The organism is Methylacidiphilum kamchatkense Kam1 (assembly GCF_007475525.1).
GTDB classification, from domain to species: domain Bacteria; phylum Verrucomicrobiota; class Verrucomicrobiia; order Methylacidiphilales; family Methylacidiphilaceae; genus Methylacidiphilum; species Methylacidiphilum kamchatkense.
Genome location: NZ_CP037899.1, coordinates 2,170,534 through 2,189,053, shown reverse-complemented (window position 1 = coordinate 2,189,053; position 18,520 = coordinate 2,170,534). Strand labels below are relative to the sequence as shown.

The 18,520-nt window shown below is 39.0% G+C and carries 19 protein-coding genes; 6 read left to right on the top strand and 13 right to left on the bottom strand.

The genetic code is table 11. The annotated features are described in order from the left end of the window. Positions 1 to 34: 34 nt before the first annotated feature. Positions 35 to 1,204, top strand: a complete 1,170-nt coding sequence (locus kam1_RS10020; protein WP_039721501.1) for a hypothetical protein — start codon at positions 35 to 37, stop codon at positions 1,202 to 1,204. Here the strand turns inward: kam1_RS10020 and kam1_RS10015 are convergent. From kam1_RS10015 to kam1_RS09970, 13 genes are all read right to left on the bottom strand, one after another. Continuing rightward, a complete protein-coding gene (locus tag kam1_RS10015) occupies positions 1,201 to 3,060 on the bottom strand; it encodes a BatD family protein (protein ID WP_244946080.1) in 1,860 nt (619 codons plus the stop codon). The two genes, kam1_RS10020 and kam1_RS10015, sit on opposite strands and share 4 nt — an antisense overlap. Positions 3,061 to 3,125: 65 nt before the next feature. Next, positions 3,126 to 3,926, bottom strand: a complete 801-nt coding sequence (locus tag kam1_RS10910) for a BatD family protein (protein ID WP_244946079.1) — start codon at positions 3,924 to 3,926, stop codon at positions 3,126 to 3,128. After that, positions 3,880 to 4,500, bottom strand: coding sequence for a hypothetical protein (locus kam1_RS10010; protein ID WP_172616770.1), 621 nt, complete (start codon positions 4,498 to 4,500; stop codon positions 3,880 to 3,882). Before kam1_RS10010 ends, kam1_RS10910 begins: the two co-directional genes overlap by 47 nt. A 109-nt stretch (positions 4,501 to 4,609) precedes the next feature. Next, positions 4,610 to 5,641 carry a vWA domain-containing protein gene (locus kam1_RS10005; RefSeq protein ID WP_039721499.1) on the bottom strand — a complete coding sequence of 344 codons (1,032 nt, stop codon included), beginning with the start codon at positions 5,639 to 5,641 and terminating at the stop codon, positions 4,610 to 4,612. 69 nt (positions 5,642 to 5,710) lie between these two features. Beyond that, positions 5,711 to 6,814 carry a replication-associated recombination protein A gene (locus tag kam1_RS10000; protein ID WP_235277247.1) on the bottom strand — a complete coding sequence of 368 codons (1,104 nt, stop codon included), beginning with the start codon at positions 6,812 to 6,814 and terminating at the stop codon, positions 5,711 to 5,713. A gap of 5 nt (positions 6,815 to 6,819) precedes the next feature. Further along, complete coding sequence (locus kam1_RS10905; RefSeq protein WP_244946078.1) at positions 6,820 to 7,116, bottom strand: AAA family ATPase; 297 nt, start codon at positions 7,114 to 7,116, stop codon at positions 6,820 to 6,822. 30 nt (positions 7,117 to 7,146) lie between these two features. After that, positions 7,147 to 7,782 (bottom strand): peptidoglycan-associated lipoprotein, encoded by a 636-nt coding sequence (locus tag kam1_RS09995; RefSeq protein ID WP_244946077.1) that lies wholly within the window; start codon positions 7,780 to 7,782, stop codon positions 7,147 to 7,149. A gap of 21 nt (positions 7,783 to 7,803) precedes the next feature. Then, positions 7,804 to 8,949: a DPP IV N-terminal domain-containing protein gene (locus kam1_RS09990; RefSeq protein ID WP_143958433.1), complete on the bottom strand. Its 1,146-nt coding sequence runs from the start codon at positions 8,947 to 8,949 to the stop codon at positions 7,804 to 7,806. A gap of 2 nt (positions 8,950 to 8,951) precedes the next feature. Next, a complete protein-coding gene (locus kam1_RS09985) occupies positions 8,952 to 9,419 on the bottom strand; it encodes a hypothetical protein (RefSeq protein ID WP_039721497.1) in 468 nt (155 codons plus the stop codon). Next, positions 9,416 to 9,988, bottom strand: a complete 573-nt coding sequence (locus tag kam1_RS09980; RefSeq protein WP_161792035.1) for an energy transducer TonB — start codon at positions 9,986 to 9,988, stop codon at positions 9,416 to 9,418. The genes kam1_RS09985 and kam1_RS09980 overlap by 4 nt, the downstream gene beginning before the upstream one ends. Before the next feature lie 318 nt (positions 9,989 to 10,306). After that, the gene (locus kam1_RS09975) at positions 10,307 to 10,738 is read right to left on the bottom strand and encodes an ExbD/TolR family protein (protein WP_039721495.1); all 432 of its coding nucleotides are present in this window, start codon (positions 10,736 to 10,738) and stop codon (positions 10,307 to 10,309) included. A gap of 22 nt (positions 10,739 to 10,760) precedes the next feature. Next, positions 10,761 to 10,997, bottom strand: coding sequence for a MotA/TolQ/ExbB proton channel family protein (locus kam1_RS10900; RefSeq protein ID WP_244946076.1), 237 nt, complete (start codon positions 10,995 to 10,997; stop codon positions 10,761 to 10,763). Between the two features lie 17 nt (positions 10,998 to 11,014). Then, complete coding sequence (locus kam1_RS09970) at positions 11,015 to 11,494, bottom strand: hypothetical protein (protein WP_244946075.1); 480 nt, start codon at positions 11,492 to 11,494, stop codon at positions 11,015 to 11,017. Positions 11,495 to 11,665: 171 nt separating this feature from the next. Between kam1_RS09970 and kam1_RS09965 the strand changes: the two genes are divergently transcribed. From kam1_RS09965 to kam1_RS09945, 5 genes are all read left to right on the top strand, one after another. After that, on the top strand, positions 11,666 to 12,469 hold the full coding sequence (locus tag kam1_RS09965) for a hypothetical protein (protein ID WP_143958431.1): 804 nt from the start codon (positions 11,666 to 11,668) through the stop codon (positions 12,467 to 12,469). Positions 12,470 to 12,743: 274 nt separating this feature from the next. Further along, positions 12,744 to 14,093, top strand: coding sequence for a CHASE2 domain-containing protein (locus tag kam1_RS09960; protein ID WP_143958430.1), 1,350 nt, complete (start codon positions 12,744 to 12,746; stop codon positions 14,091 to 14,093). Beyond that, a complete protein-coding gene (locus kam1_RS09955; RefSeq protein ID WP_039721491.1) occupies positions 14,090 to 14,767 on the top strand; it encodes an ABC transporter ATP-binding protein in 678 nt (225 codons plus the stop codon). The genes kam1_RS09960 and kam1_RS09955 overlap by 4 nt, the downstream gene beginning before the upstream one ends. Positions 14,768 to 14,790: 23 nt before the next feature. Continuing rightward, positions 14,791 to 17,343, top strand: a complete 2,553-nt coding sequence (locus tag kam1_RS09950; protein ID WP_039721490.1) for an ABC transporter permease — start codon at positions 14,791 to 14,793, stop codon at positions 17,341 to 17,343. After that, the gene (locus tag kam1_RS09945) at positions 17,344 to 18,513 is read left to right on the top strand and encodes a lipocalin-like domain-containing protein (protein ID WP_039721489.1); all 1,170 of its coding nucleotides are present in this window, start codon (positions 17,344 to 17,346) and stop codon (positions 18,511 to 18,513) included. Positions 18,514 to 18,520: the final 7 nt, after the last annotated feature.

Below are 18,520 nucleotides of genomic sequence, written 5' to 3'. Positions count from 1 at the left end.
ATTTTTTGGCCTAAAAATGATAGTGGAATGATGCATGGCCAAAAAGGTAGTCATCGGATGTCGTATTGCTGGTTATCCGATTTCTGCGATTGGGATTAATCTTCTCTTTATTCAATGGGCATATGCCTTTCGTAACCTTGGGTGGGATGTTTGGCTTTTAGAAGAGATCACCCAAGAGAGTTTGCCAAAAATTAAAAATTATCATCCCAAACAAGCCCTGGAATTAGGTTTAAACCATTGGAAGCTACTTACTTCCTATTTTGATTTTGTCGAGCAATCTACGATTTTTATTAATGGTGAAGCAGACAATCTCGATGCCTTTCTGCATTTTGCAAGGGAAAGTTCTTTTCTTTTAAATATTTCAGGGCTCATACGTAATAAGAACCTACTTTCTGCCTTTAAAAAAAGGGTTTATCTGGATTTGGATCCTACCTTTACCCAAATATGGGCCAAGGGTTATGGCTGCGATATGAATCTGGAAGCCCATGACATTTTTTTTACAGTTGGCCTTTCTTTGCAAGAGGATGGAAAGAGCATCCCTTTCACGGGGATCAATTGGATTCCTACATTTCCTCCAGTATGTTTAGAGCTGTGGCCCAAACGGTTTGGCGGCACAAAATGGTCAACAATCACTCATTGGTGTGGCTATCCTGAAGTAAATTGGGAAGGTAAGGTTTACGGGAACAAAGCCAATGAGTTCGAAAAGGTGATTGAGCTTCCTCTTTTTTTTGATGGGAAAGTTCTTTTTCAGATTGCTTCGGATCTGCAAGAAGACCACGAAATTCGTAACCGTTTTCTTTCCAAGGACTGGGAAATGATCAGCGTTTCAGCTATAGCCTCAGATTTTGAAAGCTATAGAAATTTTATCGGTGTTTCTCGGGGAGAATTTTCTGTGGTTAAAAATGGCTACTGGCTGAGCGATTGTGGCTGGTTTAGCGATCGAACAGTATGTTATTTGGCAATGGGAAAACCAGCAGTAATTCAGGATACAGGGTGGTCAAGGATCATCCCTACCGGAGCGGGTCTTTTCTCTTTTACGACGATGTCTGAAGCGATTGAGGCCATAAAAAGGATTGAAAAAAATTATGCTTATCATTCCATGAAAGCCAGAGAATTGGCCGAAAGCTTATTTGATTCGGTGAAAGTAGCTCAAAATATGGTTGAACAAATAGAAAGCTTAGAGAAGAAAAGACTGCCTCTTTAGTTATGAAAAATGGAGAAATAAAAAGCTTTTTCTTTTTCAGAAACGAATGCATGAGGAGTTTTATAAAAGAGAGTTACGCATTGGGACCTTACCCAGCCATTCTGGCCATTTATAAATTCTATTTTGTACCATCCTAAATAGGCTTTTAGAACTTTAATCACTGACCCTGCTTTTACAGGTAGGTTTTGTTGTTGGACCTCTGTTGGAACCGACCGCAAGGGGGTATCCTGAACAAGCATCCCGGCATTGGGTGTTGCAAAAAGACCGTATGAAAAAAATTCTAACAAAGAAAGACTGCTTATAAAAGCCAACACCAATACAATGCTGAAGCAAAAGGCTGGAATTCTGATTTTCTGATACAAATGCAAAAGAAAAATACATAAGGAAAGGAACAACAAAAAGATACTTATAGCAGCTACTCTTTCCCATTCTCCAGGAGAGAGAAAGATTTTTAACCTGTTTGAATAGCCATTTTTCTGTAGAGAATGAATATGTGTATCAGCTTCAGGGTTTTTATTGATTCCGACAGTGAAATTCCATCTGACTGAAGCATTGCGAGGGGCTAATAGAAAAGCTGCTGTCCATTCTCCTAAGGCTCTTTGCCATTGTTCTTGTTGTGAAAAGGCTAGCCCAAGATTATTTCTTGTTTTCCAATCCAGAGGTTGGAATAGGGTTTTTTTCTTCCAAATGTCAATAGCCTTAGCAAACTCCCCTTTTTCATAGCATCGATAAGCCTCTTCAGAACTAAACGCTTCAACTTTCGAATCAGAAGGAGGATCAGATAGTGAACAAAATAGAATGGAAGAGGCATAAGAGGGGAGCCTTTTGTTGCTTGTAAAAGAAAAGGGGAGTGGGCCAACTAGATTTTTTGATCCTTTTAGATTGCTTGTTAAAATACTAAATATCAGCCCGACGAAAATAATCAGGGAAAGGAAGGGAAGGAAATTGGCCGTGGTAAAGAATTCTTTTAAGGGAATCTTAGCTTTGGGAAGTCTTCGAGCTAGCTCTTGAGCCTCATCAATCCATTGTGGAGAAGGAGTAGAGAGTCGACCAAACAAATAAAGCTGGGACTGATTCCACAAAGCTGCCCATTTTTTTGCAATGGCAGAGTTCTTTAGATAGGTCTTTATAAGCCGTTTTTCAATAGATTCCTCATCTGGGAAGGGATAAGGAATATCCCAAAACTCTTTAAATGCTTTTTGCCACAGTAACAGATACCTATAAATCTCCTCATTAGTCTTTGCTTTAGCAATCGCTTGCGGGATGGTCCTTAAACAATGACCCGCCTTTTTCTTCTGGAGCAGAAAAGGTTTATGGGCAACCCGATCCCAGCAAAGCAAACACCAAAGAAATAAGAATATAAATGCAAAAAGTAGGCTTTCTCTCCCAAGGTCCCATGGCGGAAAAGGGGCTAAGCCTTTTTCCATACCAAGGAGAGGCCCAGTTGGTAACATATCTTGAGGATAGCCTGTATTAATCGACTGAGAGCGCTCACTAAGGAGCTCTGGTTTATTGTCTAGAGTCTGTTTTGAAAGGGAGGATTTTTTCACAGATAAATGAATTGGATCAGATTTTAATGTTTGATATTCCCCTTGCGTCACGTCAAAGTAGGTAAAAGAATAGGCAGGCAGATCTATTTCTCCAAAAATATCAGGTATAAGGACTAACTCCATTTTCAGAACCCCAGTAAACAAAGACTCGGGGTCTATTTGACGGGATGGCAACGAATTTATAACTCTTATACCTTTAAAAGGGGGATATTCCGGTAGTTTCCAGGGGACTGCCCAATTCCCTGTACCTTCTATTCGTATCGAGAGGGAAATTGGTTCGCCTTGAATGGCTTCAACGGGGTTCACCTTACAGGAAAGTTTAAAGGTTCCTATTGCTTCAGAAAAATCAGGAGGCGCTGCCGGAAGAGGAGCTATTTCAATGACTTTGGGTTCGGTTGTGGAGTGGATGGGTTTGACAATAGGTTGAGAAAAAGACCGCGCCCAAATCTTTCTATTTCCAAAGTAAGTTGCTGACTGATTGGAGGTAAAACAATTTTGCCTGCTTTTAAGGATAATAAAGTGGTGGTGTAGCGCAGACCGCTAGCATACGTTCCGTTGGCATTTAAAATCACTCGTTGAGGTTTTCCCCAACGATTGGAAAGAAAATCCTTTGGATCCCATTCAGGCTGACTTGTGATATCTAAAAAAGTTCCTGAGCGGGTTAAGAGTCTATATTCTATGACAAAAGGCTCGCCTTTCCATAATGTTCTTTGGGGGATAAGCACTTGGGCATCTACGCCATCAGCCGATATAGGAGCTATTTCTACTTCTTTTACTGTAAAAGAAATAGGGGGGATTTCCACCAGTCCATGGTCTGTGGCAATCAAAAACGGAGGAATAATATAATTGCCAGGTTGGTGAGGAATAATAGGAAAGTCGTATATAAGCTCGTTACGGCTATTTCGGCTGATGGATGGAGCCTCTATTTCCAAAAAAGCAACTTTGGGTGGTTTTACTTCATCTTGAGGAGAACAATTTTCGAAAATAAGAGAGAGATGTCCAGATACCCCAGGTTCCAACTTCTCATTTATGGGCAACCAATGGGCAGAAAAGGCCATTACATTGCCTAGAGTCATTATGCTGAGCAATGTATAAAAACAACAAGCTAGGAAAACCAATCGGATCTTACCAATCGGGATCTTCCAAATAAGAATCGTTTGTCTCACTTTCAATTTGACGCATTCTTTTGAAGAATGTTGATGGGTTATCTAGCTGTTTGATTTGCCTTAATTTTATCTCTTTTTCTGTCTCTTCTCCAGTTGAATTTTCTGAATCGGAAAAGAGATTATCAGGTGAAAGGGGAGAGTTTTGAGTTTGTTTTGATTCGCTAGTTGTTGATTCTTTTTGTTCTTTTTTAGAAGAAGGAAAAGCAGAGGGATTTTTTCCTAAAGAAAGGTTATCTTTCGAAAAGCCTTGTTTTTTTTCTTTTAGATCCATCCCCCCTTTTTTGAGATTCGACTCTGACATAGGTTCGGACAGAGTGTTTTTTTCTTTTTGATTCTGAGCTGGCTCAGTCTTTTTGTTTGACATGTTTGAAGAAGAGGCATTCTCTTCAAGAAGTTTTAAAAGTTCTTTTAAATAGTTTTCCCAATAGGGAAAATTGGGATCGAGCAACTTTCCTAATTCCACAGCTTTTATTCCATCTTCAATCACTCCAGTGGGAAGTTTGTTTTTTTTCCCAAGATCAATGGTTGACTGGGCAATCATCACACAATCATTTTTTGTCAATTCAGCCTTTTTACTCACTGCTTCTATTCTATCAATGAAGTTAAAGTAAAGTTCTCTATTTGTATTTTCTCCTTGTGCCGAACTGAAAAAAAATAAAACTAACAACAAGGAAAGAAAAAAAAGGCCTTTAATTTTTTTTTCCTTTTGCACCGGGTTTATTAACCATAATGAATCTTTCATGACGAGGAAATTCCCAATAAAAACTAGCTATGGCCAGCAACAATGCTGGTAAAAGGAAGTAAATGTATTTTTCTGCAAGTACTTTCATTTTTTCTTTATTTTTTGAATACTCTGGACTCTTTACCATCTTTTGAACCAAAGGGACAATGTCAAGCCACTTATCAGCCTGGACATAGATACCACCAGTAGAGTGTGCAATAAGTTCCAATGAAGAAGGATTGAAAAAGCTGACTATAGGCTGACCATTGTAATCTTTATAGAGCGCCCCATTGGAATTTTTTATTAATGCCCCGTTGGACGAACCAATGCCGATGGCTAGCACTTGAACACCATTTTTTTTCAATTCAGTAAGTTTTTGTTCCCATCTCCCCCCATGGTCTTCGCCGTCACTGAAAAGAATAAGTATTTTTTTATGCCTTTCTTCGGAAGAGAAAAAAAGAAGCACTTCTTCCATCATGGCAGCAAAACTTGTTCCTCCATTTGAAAAATCATCTAGGGACAATGCTGAAATCATTTCTTGGATTAAATCATAATCAGTTGAAAAAGGGACTTCTACAAATGCATTCCTAGTAAAAGCGAGCAATCCGACTCTTTCTCCTTGAAGTTTGGCAATAAAATTGGAAGCAAGCAGTTTTGCTCTTTCCAGTCTAGAGGGAACGGTATCTTCTGCTAACATGCTTTTAGATACATCTATAGCCAGGAGATAATCGCTGTTTGATTGAAGCAACTCGATGTCTGTTTCCCCCCATTGGGGTCTGGATAAAGCGACAATAAAAAGGATTGAAGAAAGGAGGAAGAGCCAGGGAATAGGGTTCTTTTGGCTCTCTTCTCTTTTAATTTCAACTCCTTGGTGGGAAAAGAAAACTTTGAATAAGTGGGCAAAAGTGGCTTTTGAGGCGGAGTTTTGATGATAATATAAAAATAAAAAAAGAGGCAAAAGCAACAAGCCAAAAAGGATTTGGGGATTTTTAAACTGCATCTTATTTCTTTAGCAATTTTCCATGAACGCTCATCAGTTTAGTCAACAACGGTTGTAAAAAAAGTCGCTCTAAGTAATCGAATCCTCTGCAGAAATATTCATCGGATTGTTTTGTTTTCTTAGGCTTTCTATGTATTTCAATCTTTCTGAGAATTCTTTTTCTTTTCCGTGATCCGTTGGAGAGTAAAAAGTTCCTGGCTTAATACCGTATCGTTGAGGGCTGATTGCATCCCTAAAATCGTGGCTGTAGAGATAGCCAATACCACGGCCCAGTTTAGTTGCCCAAGAATAATGGGTATCTTTTAAAAATTGAGGGACTTCAACTGTCTCCTTTTTCTCCACCCACTCCATAGCTTTGTTGATAGCATTATAGGCGGAGTTGCTTTTCGGAGACAAACAAAGATAAATAGTTGCAAAAGCAAGTGGAATCCGTCCTTCAGGCATACCTATTTTTTCAATCGCATCGAAAGCTCCCATTGCCACAGTTAAGCCATTGGGGTCTGCTAACCCAATATCTTCGGTCGAAAGGATCACTAGCCTTCTAGCAATAAATCTAGGGTCTTCGCCTGCAGCCAGCATTTTGGCAAGCCAATAAATAGCAGAATCTGGATCGCTGCCACGCACTGATTTAATAAAGGCAGAGATTGTGTCATAATGTTCGTCTTCGCCGTGATCATAGCGTGGGGTCTTTTTCTGGATTAAATTTTCAATGACATCAATACCAATGATTAAGGGTTGTTTATTTTCCTGATAAGAGGAGAGCACAGCCACCTCAAGGTAGTTAAGTAGGCGTCTTGCGTCCCCCTCACAGATATCCAATAATAATTCTTGAGCTGCTTTATCAATTTTAGCTTCATAGTTGCCAAGTCCTCTCTCTTTATCTGCGAGAGCAAGGTTTAGGAGAAATTCTAGCGATTTTTTTGATAGCGCTTTAAACTCGAAAAGTTGGGAACGGGAAAGCAATGGGGCTGTTAAGTAAAAACATGGATTATGGGTGGTTGCTCCTATTAGTTTAATGATGCCTGTTTCCAAATCTGGAAGGAGGACATCTTGTTGCGATTTGTTAAATCGATGAATCTCATCGATAAAAAGAAGCGTCCCTCTTTTTTGCTCTTTCCAGCGTGTCGAGGCTTTGTTTAGAATTTTTCTTAAATCAGCTACTCCAGATTCCACAGCGTTTAGTCTTTCAAAAAACTTTTCGTTTTTTTAGCGATAATTTCCGCAAGCGTCGTTTTTCCTGTTCCTGGAGGACCAAATAAAATGATCGATTGAATCCTGTCTGCATCTATTAGTCTTCGAAGGGGCTTCCCGGGCAAAAGAATCTCTTCCTGGCCAACAAGCTCTTCTAGTGATCTAGGACGCATTTTTGTTGCTAGAGGAGCTGTCGGACTAATGGTCTGTTTCTCCTCGTTTTCCTGCCAGTCAAACAATTCTTGCATTAATCGAAATAGAATCAAAGAAAATAGAATATGCAAAAAAAGAATTTCTTGAGAGGACAAAAAAGCCTATTTGCGAATCTCTCCAATTTCGACTCGGCGGTTTTTGGCATAATCGGCTTCCGTGTGTCCAATGGCTGCAGGTCGATCTTTCCCATAGGATATAGTATGTATTCTTTCCGGAGCCACCCCTAGTCCCACTAGATATTCTCTAACGGCAATAGCTCTTCTTTCGCCTAGTCCACGGTTATATTCTTCAGTTCCTCTTTCATCACAATGTCCAGCAAGAAGAATTGAATCGCCTGGATGATCGTTCATCCATTGGGCTATTTTTTCAATTTTTCCTCTTTCGGTAGCAGGAATAGCAGAACTGTCGAAGGCAAAATAGATCGTTTGGTCTTTAAACGGAGAATAATCAACGTCAAAATCTGGATTGAATGCCCCTCGACTTGGTAAAGGAGAACTTTCCAGAAATTCTTCTTCTGCTGTTGGTTTTTCTTTCCCTTTGGGGTGTTTGGCGCATCCTGTCCAACTAAAAGCAAGAAGACAGGCAAACAAGAAAAAAAGAAAAAAAGGATTGTATTTAGAAAAAGGGAGAAGTCTTTTCATAATACCGCCTGAGGGAACATAAAGAATGGATAAAAGGGGCTTATTTTCAAATTTTTTATGATTTTTATTGCTAATCGCTAAACCTTGTAAAGGCAAAAAGAGGAGACTTTTTGAAAATTATGGAGAGACCGATGGCTGATAACAATTTTTAAGTTCACAATCAATTTTTACAGTTTGTCGGCTGACTGTATCTAATAAATACAAGGAGCCATGTGATTCATAAATAAGATGGCGTGAATTTGGAGTCCATGAAGGATCTTCTCCACCTTGCGTTGTAAGAATTGATGCTTCCTGTTTGTTTAAATCATAAACTCCAATCTGAAATTGGCCGCCAATTCTTGCACTAAAAGCAATTTTTTTCCCATCCTTTGACCAGTCTGGCTCTGAACTGTAGGTGTTGCCTGTAATCAGTCTTCTTGAGGTACCTCCTTCTGAAGGAATTATAAAAAGCTGAATGCTTCCTCTTTCATCAGAGGTATAAACGATTTGACTCCCATCTGGGGACCAGCAGGGTGATGTGTTTGTGGCTCTATTCCGAGTTAGTTGCCTGGGAGTACCTCCCTCTATGGACATGATATAAATTTCTGGATTGCCATCTTTGCTCAGGGTTAAAGCCAAGTATTTATCATCTGGGGAGAAGGCAGCGCCGGAATTGACTCCAGGGAAAAAGGCGAATCGAACTCTGGAATGCTTAGAAAGTTTGATTAAGTAGACATCAGGATAACCGCTTTTATAGGAAGTATAGGCGATCATCGTACGGTCGTGACTCCATCGCGGATGAGCGCTAATGGTTTTATCAGAAGTTAGCCGCTGTAGACCCGCTCCATCCATGTCCATCAAGTAGAGCTCTTTAAATCCAGTATCTGATGATATAAAGGCTATTTTACAGGTAGCAAACCCTTTCACACCGGTTAATGTTTCTAAAATGGAATCTGAGAATAGATGAGAAGATTGCCTAATATCTCCTCCAGCAAAAGTTTTATGAATGAGTTCCTCTTTTTTGGTTCTATCTAGAAGGATGCCTTCAAGAACGTTTCCAGAAATTCTCCCTGAAATAATATAGCGTTCGTTACCCGTAGCACTAACATCTATAAGCATGGTCTGAAGCAGGTCTTTTGAGATTATTTTTTGACAGGCTTCAGCTTCTTTCCCAACGAATGATCCCAAGGATAGCTTGACTTTGCCACCGGTTACTTCAACCTGCGCATTGAGCTTACCAAAAAGGATAATAAAAAAATAAAAAAACAAAAGCAAAGGGGTCATTTTTAGAAAAGATCCTTATTTTTATTTGGCCTGAAATAGGTTTCCCATTGCATAAGCCGTTTGTTCTTTCGTATCCTTCCGATGGATTGAAAGGGCTGTTCCCTATGGGGTTGAGAGTTGAATATCTCTCTTGAAAAGGTATGCCTTCCAAAGATGTTTGCTACAATAAGAAAAATCCTTTCTGCTTCAGTTTGAAAAGGCACTCTTGGAAGAATAGAACAATTTCCACAGTCATGCACAAAGTATTGTCCTCCAATTGGGGTAATGCGTTTTCTCTTAAGGTATTGCACACTAACAAATCGGTATAAAAGCAGAAAGAACTGAGTGCTTATTAATGTCAAGTGTTGACTGATATCCTGAATAGGTTTCTCAACTCTTTTTATACCCTCCTTCCAGTTTGTCAAGCGCATTTCATCCATCCCATGCAGGATGAGTTGATAGCGATGAGATTCAAAAACGAAAAGATTCATTCTGCCATTTGAAATTTGACAGTGATAACTTCTGGTATAGTAGAGGGCCTTGGTTCGCCAATGCTTTCGAGTTTTTTTACTGCCTCTAGGGCGCTTTGATCAAATTTTTCGTTTCCAGAACTTTGAACTAGCTTAAATTGTCGAACCTTCCCATTACTCTCCACTGTCATTTCAATTGTAGCAGAAAGTCCAAGTCCCAAAAGCTCTACTGGTTGGTCCCATAGAGAGTATAATTTTTCACGAATAAGCAAGTAATATTGTTCATAATCCCCTGATTCGGTACTGGTCGTTGCCGATTCATTATTAGATAAATTCTGGTTTTTATTTTCTTTTTCTTCTAGTGGACTAGTGTTGGGATGGATTGGGATTTTTCTAGTGACTTCGGTCAGATCGGGAACAACCGTATGCTTCGGTTGAGGCAAAGAATCGGATCTTTTTAATTCTTTGTCGGCAATGGAATGCTTCCGTTGAGAACTTTTGATAGTGTTTCTGTTAGAGGAAAATTTGGAATGACTCTCATCTGCGATTTTCAAAGAAGAAGCGTTGGTTTTTTCTACTTTTTTAGTCATTTCTTTTGGAGTATTGTCCGCATGTAATTTTACATTTGACGGCTCACGGGAAGGAGAAGAAGGCATGAATTGGAAATAAGATGTTTTTGGTTGAGTAGATTTTTTAAAAGAATGGAATAAAAAAAACTTAAAATGATAGCAAGATGAAGACTAGCTACGAGGAGAAATATTTTCCAAAAAAGGTGTCTTTTGTGCAAATCTTTATTTTTTTGACTATGCGTTACATACATAGGCTATTGGGTAAAGAAACAAAAGAGAGGAATGTAAAAGATTCCATCTAGGCAAGCAGCGTAAAGTCCAAAGGGTAATTTTTTTTGTCTACTTTCGGATTGTTTGCTTTTCATCGACATTGTGAACAAGGCCTATCCTTTTTATTCCAGCTTTTTCAAGTATTTCTACAAAAGGCAAAAATTCTTCATACTTTAGATCCTTGTCCATTTTAAGAGATACCGTTAACTCAGGATCTTTTTGTATTCTGTCCAAAAGTATCTTCTCTAGAGTATCCTTATCCACTGGGATGTTATCACAAACTATTTTCCCATTTTTGTTTATTTCTAAAACTAGGGGACTATTAGAAAAAGAGGATTCTTTTTTGGAGTTGAGAGATGGTAGAGAAATCTCGAGATTTTGTTCGAGTAACGGAGTAGTAATGAGAAAGATAATCATTAAGGTAAAAGCAAAATCAAGCATAGGGGTAACATTCAGTTCTGAAAATCCAGTATAGCGCCATTTGCTTGAGAATTTTTTCATCTTATTTGGCTCTCTTACAAGATCAGATGGAGTCCTCCGCCACAAATCTTTTTTCTATTTCACTTAAGACTTCTGTTCCGAAATTTTCCAAATCGATAGTCAGAGCTTTAATAGTAGCGACAATGAAGTTATATCCGAAAAGCGCAGGGATAGCAACTAAAAGTCCCATGACAGTGGACAATAGAGAGCCTGAAACCCCAGGAGCCATTGTAGCCAAAGCGGCTTTTCCAGAAAGAGCTAGATCTCCGAACGCGTCCATCACTCCCCACACTGTTCCTAATAAGCCAATAAAGGGGCACCACTGGCTGCTGTAGCAAGTAAAATCATTTGGTCTTCTAACTGGAGTAGCTGATTGCCAATTTCTCTTTCAATAGCTCCTTGAATTAATTTGAGAGATTTTTCTGGAATTTTTATTTTTAAAAGAGATTTCTCAGAATATCCCTCCATGGGATCAGATTGTCCATGGTATAGGTTAAACAATTCTTTACATCCAGTCATGTATATGGCGTGATGGGGAGAGCCTGGATAACTTTCTTTACTTAAAAAAATGCCTAGCCATTTTGAGGAGACTTTCAACTTACGCAAAAATTTTCGACTCTGTTTTTTGGCCGAGTGGATTTGCCACAGTTTTATTAAAAGTACAGTCCAGCTGATGGATGAGACACCCAAAAGAAATAGGAGAATGAGCTTAGTTGCTAGGGTTGCTTTTTCAAAAGAAAAAATCAAACCAGAGGTTTGAAAAAAAAACGCGTTCATTCTTTTTATTTCAAATGGGTAGACAAAGAGAAGAAGGTTTTAAAAAAATAAAACAAAGATCCTTCTTTTCTCAAGAGATGAATTACTTTGGTAGATTTTTAATTGTTTGATTGCTTTTTTTTTAAAACATTTTAATCTTTTTGCCTCGGAGATTGTTTTAAATCTCCTTTGATGAAAGGGAAAAAACCAATCATTTCTCCACTCTACCGTCAGACTTTAAATAAAAACAAAGCCTCTTTTTCTCTTGTTGCAATAGACGACAAACAAATCAGGCAAAATTGGCAAATCAGATATTTGTATCTCCAAAAAGAACTGGAAAATGTCCAAAGCAAACTGCAAAAGTTTCTATCTGTTGAAAAGCCTCAATATACCATTTGGCTAGAGTCGACCTTCCCTCAAGAAACAGCCGAATTAAAAAATATCGAGCTAAAAATAAATGACTTAAAACAATTTATATTTGAAGTGGAACTGGATAGTTTGTTGCATAATCGCAGTGTTGCCATTTCGTATCATTTTCTTTTACAGAAAAAAAATAAGAAATTGTCCAATATAGTCTCAGCTGATGCTTGTGCTGATTGTCTTCCAAACAACGAAAAAACAGATGAGATCCCAGATAACAATCTGAAAAGAAATTCTCGCGAATCCAAAATTAAAGCAGCATTTAGGACGATTGCTCGACTCCTTCATCCTGATGCCAACAACTCCGTTTCTCCAGAGAAAATGGAAAGGTGGTATGCTGCCCAGATGGCCTACAAAGCAAAAGATTTAGAATTGCTAGAATCCCTCTGTTATTTGGAAGAAAAGCAAACCGAGGCTCTTCCAATCGCTATCATTCAAAAAGAATTGTCGTGTTGGACAAAACGCTTCAAAAAAAAAGAAAGAATTAGAAGGATGTTTGGGCCATCCAGCCTGGGGATTTTCTCAATGCCAAATCGACAGGCAGTATGTTCGAAAAATAAAAATTTGGATCAATGAAAAGATAAAGGAAAAGAAAAAGAATTTAACAGATTGAATGAGAAAATGAGGGGTTGGAAGCTAGAAGCCAATCGCGTCCTTCTAAAAAATAAAACAAAGAAGAAGCGTATCAAGAAAAATCTCTCAAAGAAAAAATAAAGATTGGCTCGTTATTTTCTGGACATTTTGGTTCTAAATATTCAAATTAAATCACTTGGTTGTTTCATAAGTAAACAGAAAGAAACCAGGTCAAAACTCTTGGAAAACTGTTTTTTCAATGTGGTTTCATTATTAAATGGCTGTATTAAATAGAGTTCCTGTCGAAATAGAAAAAAGGCTGTTACTTGCTTCTATTTTAGGTTTTTTCTGGGGTTCTGCCATTGGCACATTTTGTTGGGTAGGGCTCTTCAATGCTATAGAAGAGAAGGTTGTTCATTTACAGGAATATTTGCCTACTCCTACCAAAGACACACAGTTCGTTTTAGTAGAAATTGATAGAATTCCCGTTGATCGGCCTTGGCCATGGCCCCGATTAGAATATTCTCTTTTTTTAAGAAGTTTGATTCCTCAAATGCCTCAAAGTGTGGTTTTGGATATTTTATTTACGGATCGAGGGCCGAGACTGGACAGTTTTGACGAAACATTCCGATCATTAATCAGCAGGTTAAATAGAGTATGTTTTGCAGGGGCTGCCCTTAAAACAGAGTCTTTGGCGCCTCAACAGTTCCTCTTTGAAAAATTTTTGGTTCGTGGAGATCCAAGCCTCTTACCGAAGTATGGATCGGCATTCTGGCCATCGACTGATCTGACTGTAGGCAATCCAGTAGGAATTAATAACCTAGGAGTTGGCACAAAACGCAAAATCAGATCTGTGCCTCTTTTTTTTCAGCTCAAGGACAACTTAGTTCCTTCCCTGACTTTAGTTGCTGCTGCTTCTTACATGCAAGCATCCATAGAAAATTCAGAAGCAAGGTTGAATAAAGCTTTTCTTTTGCGCAACTCCACAGGAAATATTTTAAGAAGAATTCCACTAGATTCAGAGGGACGAATGCAGTTGAGGTTTAAGCGTTTTCCCTCTGGAATCATTCGAATCAAATATGATGATTTTTTGCTCTATACTGATGAAATGGCTCGAGGAATTAAACCGGCTTTTGATCTTAATTTGCTTCATGGAAAGCAAGTATGGCTTGGGGTGACAGATCCTGCTGTTATCAACTGGGTAGAGACGGATATGGGGAAGATGAGTCCTGTGGAAATAAAATTAGAAGCTGCAAGACAGATAGTCCAAGGAGATTTCTTAAGAAGAACGCCTAAAGGAGTGGCCTTTGTGTTCCTTTTTTTATTTTCTGTTTTAGCTCCTAGATTATTTGTACGCTTTTCCTTTCTTAAAGCTTTTGGCTGGTTTTTAGTTTTATTTGGAACTGTTGTTGGCACTTCCGTTGCAGGATTTATACTGTTTAACCTAGTATTCCCTTTAGCTTCTTTTCTTTTTGTGTCTTTAGGGGTTATATTATGTGGACTATCAGCTCGTTTTTGGAAATTCCACGTGATCCCCTTGAAATCTCCTCATTTGGAAAGGGTAGAAGCTGCCTTAGAAAGAATAGAGAAAAAGTTCTTGCATGATGGATCAAAATTTAATCAATGAACAACCCTATCATAAGCGTTCAGGATGTATCCAAAAGTTATTGGAACGGAGAAGTACAAACCGTGGCTTTGAGGAAAGCAAATCTAGAAATTTATCCTGGACAATCTATCGCTCTTGTTGGGCCTAGCGGCTGTGGCAAGAGCACTTTACTACACTTAATTGCCGGAATTGATACCCCAACCCAAGGGGAAATTTATGTTGATGGCTATCCCTTTCATTTGTTAAAGGAAGAAAAATTGGCCAAGTTACGTGGCAGTATTATTGGCATTGTATTCCAATTCTTTAATCTGCTTCCTACTCTTACTGCCCTTGATAATGTGATGCTTCCTGCCCTCTTGCAGGGAGTCTATCCTTCGGAAGCCTCCTCTAGGGCTAAAGAGCTATTGGAACAAGTAGGGCTTTCTCATAGATCCCATCATTACCCTCATCAGCTCTCTGGTGGAGAGATGCAACGAGTTGCTTTGGCTAGGGCTTTGGTTATGAAACCAAAAATTGTATTGGCTGATGAACCTACAGGTAATTTAGATTCAGAAGCGAGCCAGAAAGTCTTATATCTTCTTAGAAAATTCGTAGAAGAATATCAGCTGACTCTATTTATGGTTACCCATAGTCTGGAAGTGGCAAAAGCCACTGACAGAATCTTGCAGATGAAAGACGGCTATCTTATCTCTTAATACCAGATACTGAGTTTAAAATAATGGGTTTATTGAAGATTTTTGTTCATCATAGCTTTCGGTATTTCATAAGCCATCCCTATCTCTTCTTATTGAACGTATTTTGTATTGCTTTGGGGGTAGCAAATTTCGTAGCCATTCAGTTGATCAACCACTCGGCATTGGAATCATTCAAGGCCTCGATAGATCTCGTTGCGGGTAAAGCCAACCTAGAAATTGTCGCTGAGAGTTATCCTTTTGATGAGAAGATCTTAACTGATATTCTGAAAAAACCATATGTCGAGGTAGCTACCCCCATTCTCGAACAGGTGTCCATGTTGGATAAATATCCTGGAGAATATCTTGATGTGGTAGGAGTGGATTTTCTCACTGATCAACCTATTAGGAATTTTGAGTTGGCATCGGGTGTAAACAAAAAAGAGGACATTCTCGATTTTTTGAAAGATTCTAGAGCTGTAGGGATAAACAAAAAGTTGGGGCAAAGACTTGGTATAAAGCTAGGGGATACCATACAACTTCGGACTCCCGAAGGGATTGTGAGTTTAAAAGTGCATTCATTTTTGGAGATGGAATCTGGGGCGATCGGCTCTGACGAACATCTTGCGGTGATGGACATTGCTAATGCCCAGGAAATGTTCCATATGCCTAACAAATTGACACGAATCAGCTGTCTAGTCAGATCTCAAAGCAATCGTATGGAGATCGCCCGAGCTCTTCAAGAGGAGCTCCCCTCCTCGGTGATGGTACAAACTCCCGAGAAAAGAACCTTAAAGGTTGAAAAAATGCTTGGATCTTTCCAGCTTAATTTAACGGCTCTTTCCTTAATTTCCTTATTTGTTGGAATGTTTATAATATACAATACTGTACTTGTAGGGGTCGTCAGGAGAAGGTCTGAAATTGCCTTATTACGATGCCTTGGTGTTGGACCAAAAGCAATCATCCTCGCTTGCCTTGGAGAATCAATGTTAATAGGGCTGATTGGTATAGTTATTGGTATTCCAGCTGGCTATATCCTTTCCACTAAGCTTATTGGCTGGGTCTCTTCCAGTCTTACTTCTCTTTATCTTTTATCTAGTATAGAACATATCTTTATTTCTCCCATCCAGTTTGTTCTTGCAGTAGGAATGGGTCTATTAGCTGTAGGAGTCGCTTCCCTTTTCCCTTCAATGGAAGCATCTAAAATCGCACCTTCTCAAGCCTTTTCTGTAGCCACTTTGGAAGAAAAGGTACATAGATTTGGATTCTTTTGGTTCCTTGGTGTTGGCCTCTGCCTGTTGCTTGCGTGTCTCTTCTCTTATTTTAGTTTTAAAGAAAACCTTTCGGTTCTTAGTTTTGGAGCTGCACTATTTACCATTCTTTCTTTTGCTTTCCTCTCTCCTTTGATTTGCCAACTCATCGTTCGGTTGTCGCAACCTAAGCATATTCTCTTGAAGCTGATCGTGTCACATTTTAGTAGATCTTTGCATCGAAATGTCTTGACCGTTGCTGCTCTTCTTACTGCTCTTGCGATGGTCATCAGCGTTTCCATTATGATAAAGAGCTTTCGTTACACAGTTGATGGATGGTTAAAACAAAGCGTCAGAGCTGATTTGTTTGTTACGACTGCAGCGAATCTGGTCAGTGGTATCCATCAATCCCTTTCAAAGGACGCGGAAGCACTGATCGAAAAAGATAACCGAATAGAAACCGTAGACCGTTATTATGAGTTTAGATCAGAATTTAGAAATTCTCCTATAAAAATTTCCTCGATTTCATTTCCTGTGGCTGCAGAAAAAAACAATCTTGAGTTTAGAAGAGGAAACCCTAAAGAACTTTTTAGACAAGCAGCTGGATCCAATCGAATATTCATCAATGAAAGTTTATCGAGAAAATTTGGTCTTAAAGAAGGAGATGTGATAACTCTTAAGACGGGTTTAGGAATGATCAACTTTGAAATTTTTGGGGTTTTTAAGGATTTTACGACCGAATTTGGCCTTGTGCTGCTCGATCGACAAACTTTAATTAGATTTTGGAATATCAATAGTAGCAATAGCTTAGCTTTGTATTTGAAAAATCCAAAGGAAGCACAAGAACTGAAAAAAGACTTAGATAAAAAGCTTCAAGCAGTTGGAGATTACATCGTGTATTCTAATGAGCAACTAAGAACGGAAATATTTCGGATATTCGACCAAACTTTTTCTATCACCAATCTGCTAAAGATTACCAGCTTGCTAGTCTCGGCGGCGGGAATATTTTTTAATTTATTAATTCTTTCTTCCGAAAGAAGTCGAGAAATAGCCGTCATGCGTTCGATTGGTGCTTCTAAATCGACGGTTTTTACATTGGTAATAGGTGAATCTGGCCTTGTGGGCCTTATTGCTTCTTTCCTTGGGGTTATGGCTGGATTTGCCTTAGCCGTTGTGTTGACTTATGTGATTAATAGGGCATTTTTTGGTTGGACCATCGACTGGTCAACTCCTTGGGACATTATCTTCTGGCTACCTTTTGCCGTTCTTATTATTGCTATCATGGCTTCTGTTCTGCCTGCCTATCAGTTATCTAAGGACAACATTGCAAAAAATCTAAGGATGGAATAAATGCCTAGTTTTCAAAAAAATTTTTTTACTTTTTTCTCTCCTATTTTAGCCTTCTTCTGCTTGGTTTTTTGGAATGTAGGAGCCTTTCTATATGCCCAACAAGATTGGAAAATAGTAGATCAACCATGGGTATGGGTTTTTCCAAGAGATCATGGAGCCCATCCAGAATTTAAAACGGAGTGGTGGTATTTTACTGGGAATCTCTATGGAGAGAATAGAGAGCCTTTTGGATTTCAATGGACATTATTTAGGCAAGGTCTTTTTTGTTCTCCACCCCAAAAAATAAGCAAGTGGGGACTCAGGGATATTTATTTTGCTCATTTTGCTTTAAGTGATATCCGGAGAAAGAAGTTTTATGCCTATGAAAGAGCTGATCGGGGAGCTTTGGAACTTGCAGGCGTCCTAGAAGGAAGCATGGGTGGATGGATTAGAGGATGGGAACTGCGAACTATAGACAACACAAAAGAAAAGTTTCATATCCATGCTAATGAGGGCGAGATTGCTATTGATCTTAATCTAGAAACTTGCAAACCTCCAGTTTTACATGGTGCAAATGGGCTGAGTAAAAAAGCCGATCAAAAGGGATGTGCTTCCTATTACTATTCCTTTACCAGGCTCATGACCAATGGATCAATTCGGGTCTCAAACAAAGAATGGCGCGTTCATGGGACCAGTTGGTTTGATCATGAATTTACTACAAATTCACTTGGGAATAACGAAGTGGGTTGGGATTGGTTTGCCATTCAGCTGGATACGAATGAAGAACTCATGCTTTATTGTTTGCGGACAAAAGAAGGAGTGTTCGACTCCAATTCCGGAGGAACATGGGTAGGGAAAAACACTGTTCGAATTCTCAAAAAAGAAGATTTTAGCGTTGATCGAACTGCTTTTTGGAAAAGTCCCAATACCCAAGCAACTTATCCAGCTGGTTGGAAGATTAAATTATTTGATCCTCCGATTGAAATTACAGTGAAACCCAAAATGGCTTCCCAAGAGCTGGTTCTGCACCAATTAGGTTTTCTTGCTTATTGGGAGGGAGCCGTAAGCGTTGAAGGAAAAAAAGAGGGCATACCTATCCATGGGGAAGGGTATGTCGAACTGACTGGATATGCTTCTCCCTTGCAAGAAGCTTTCGGTTATTCTTTACAAACCCAAACAGAGCCTCAATAAGATTCCA

Excerpts from the sequence above, each read along its gene's own strand:
- kam1_RS10020 (WP_039721501.1), top strand. The coding sequence starts at position 35 with ATGGCCAAAAAGGTAGTCATCGGATGTCGTATTGCTGGTTATCCGATT.
- kam1_RS10005 (WP_039721499.1), bottom strand. The coding sequence starts at position 5,641 with ATGCAGTTTAAAAATCCCCAAATCCTTTTTGGCTTGTTGCTTTTGCCT.
- kam1_RS09990 (WP_143958433.1), bottom strand. The coding sequence starts at position 8,949 with ATGACCCCTTTGCTTTTGTTTTTTTATTTTTTTATTATCCTTTTTGGT.
- kam1_RS09985 (WP_039721497.1), bottom strand. The coding sequence starts at position 9,419 with ATGAATCTTTTCGTTTTTGAATCTCATCGCTATCAACTCATCCTGCAT.
- kam1_RS09980 (WP_161792035.1), bottom strand. The coding sequence starts at position 9,988 with ATGACTAAAAAAGTAGAAAAAACCAACGCTTCTTCTTTGAAAATCGCA.
- kam1_RS09975 (WP_039721495.1), bottom strand. The coding sequence starts at position 10,738 with ATGAAAAAATTCTCAAGCAAATGGCGCTATACTGGATTTTCAGAACTG.
- kam1_RS10900 (WP_244946076.1), bottom strand. The coding sequence starts at position 10,997 with ATGGACGCGTTCGGAGATCTAGCTCTTTCTGGAAAAGCCGCTTTGGCT.
- kam1_RS09970 (WP_244946075.1), bottom strand. The coding sequence starts at position 11,494 with ATGAACGCGTTTTTTTTTCAAACCTCTGGTTTGATTTTTTCTTTTGAA.
- kam1_RS09965 (WP_143958431.1), top strand. The coding sequence starts at position 11,666 with ATGAAAGGGAAAAAACCAATCATTTCTCCACTCTACCGTCAGACTTTA.
- kam1_RS09960 (WP_143958430.1), top strand. The coding sequence starts at position 12,744 with ATGGCTGTATTAAATAGAGTTCCTGTCGAAATAGAAAAAAGGCTGTTA.
- kam1_RS09955 (WP_039721491.1), top strand. The coding sequence starts at position 14,090 with ATGAACAACCCTATCATAAGCGTTCAGGATGTATCCAAAAGTTATTGG.
- kam1_RS09950 (WP_039721490.1), top strand. The coding sequence starts at position 14,791 with ATGGGTTTATTGAAGATTTTTGTTCATCATAGCTTTCGGTATTTCATA.
- kam1_RS09945 (WP_039721489.1), top strand. The coding sequence starts at position 17,344 with ATGCCTAGTTTTCAAAAAAATTTTTTTACTTTTTTCTCTCCTATTTTA.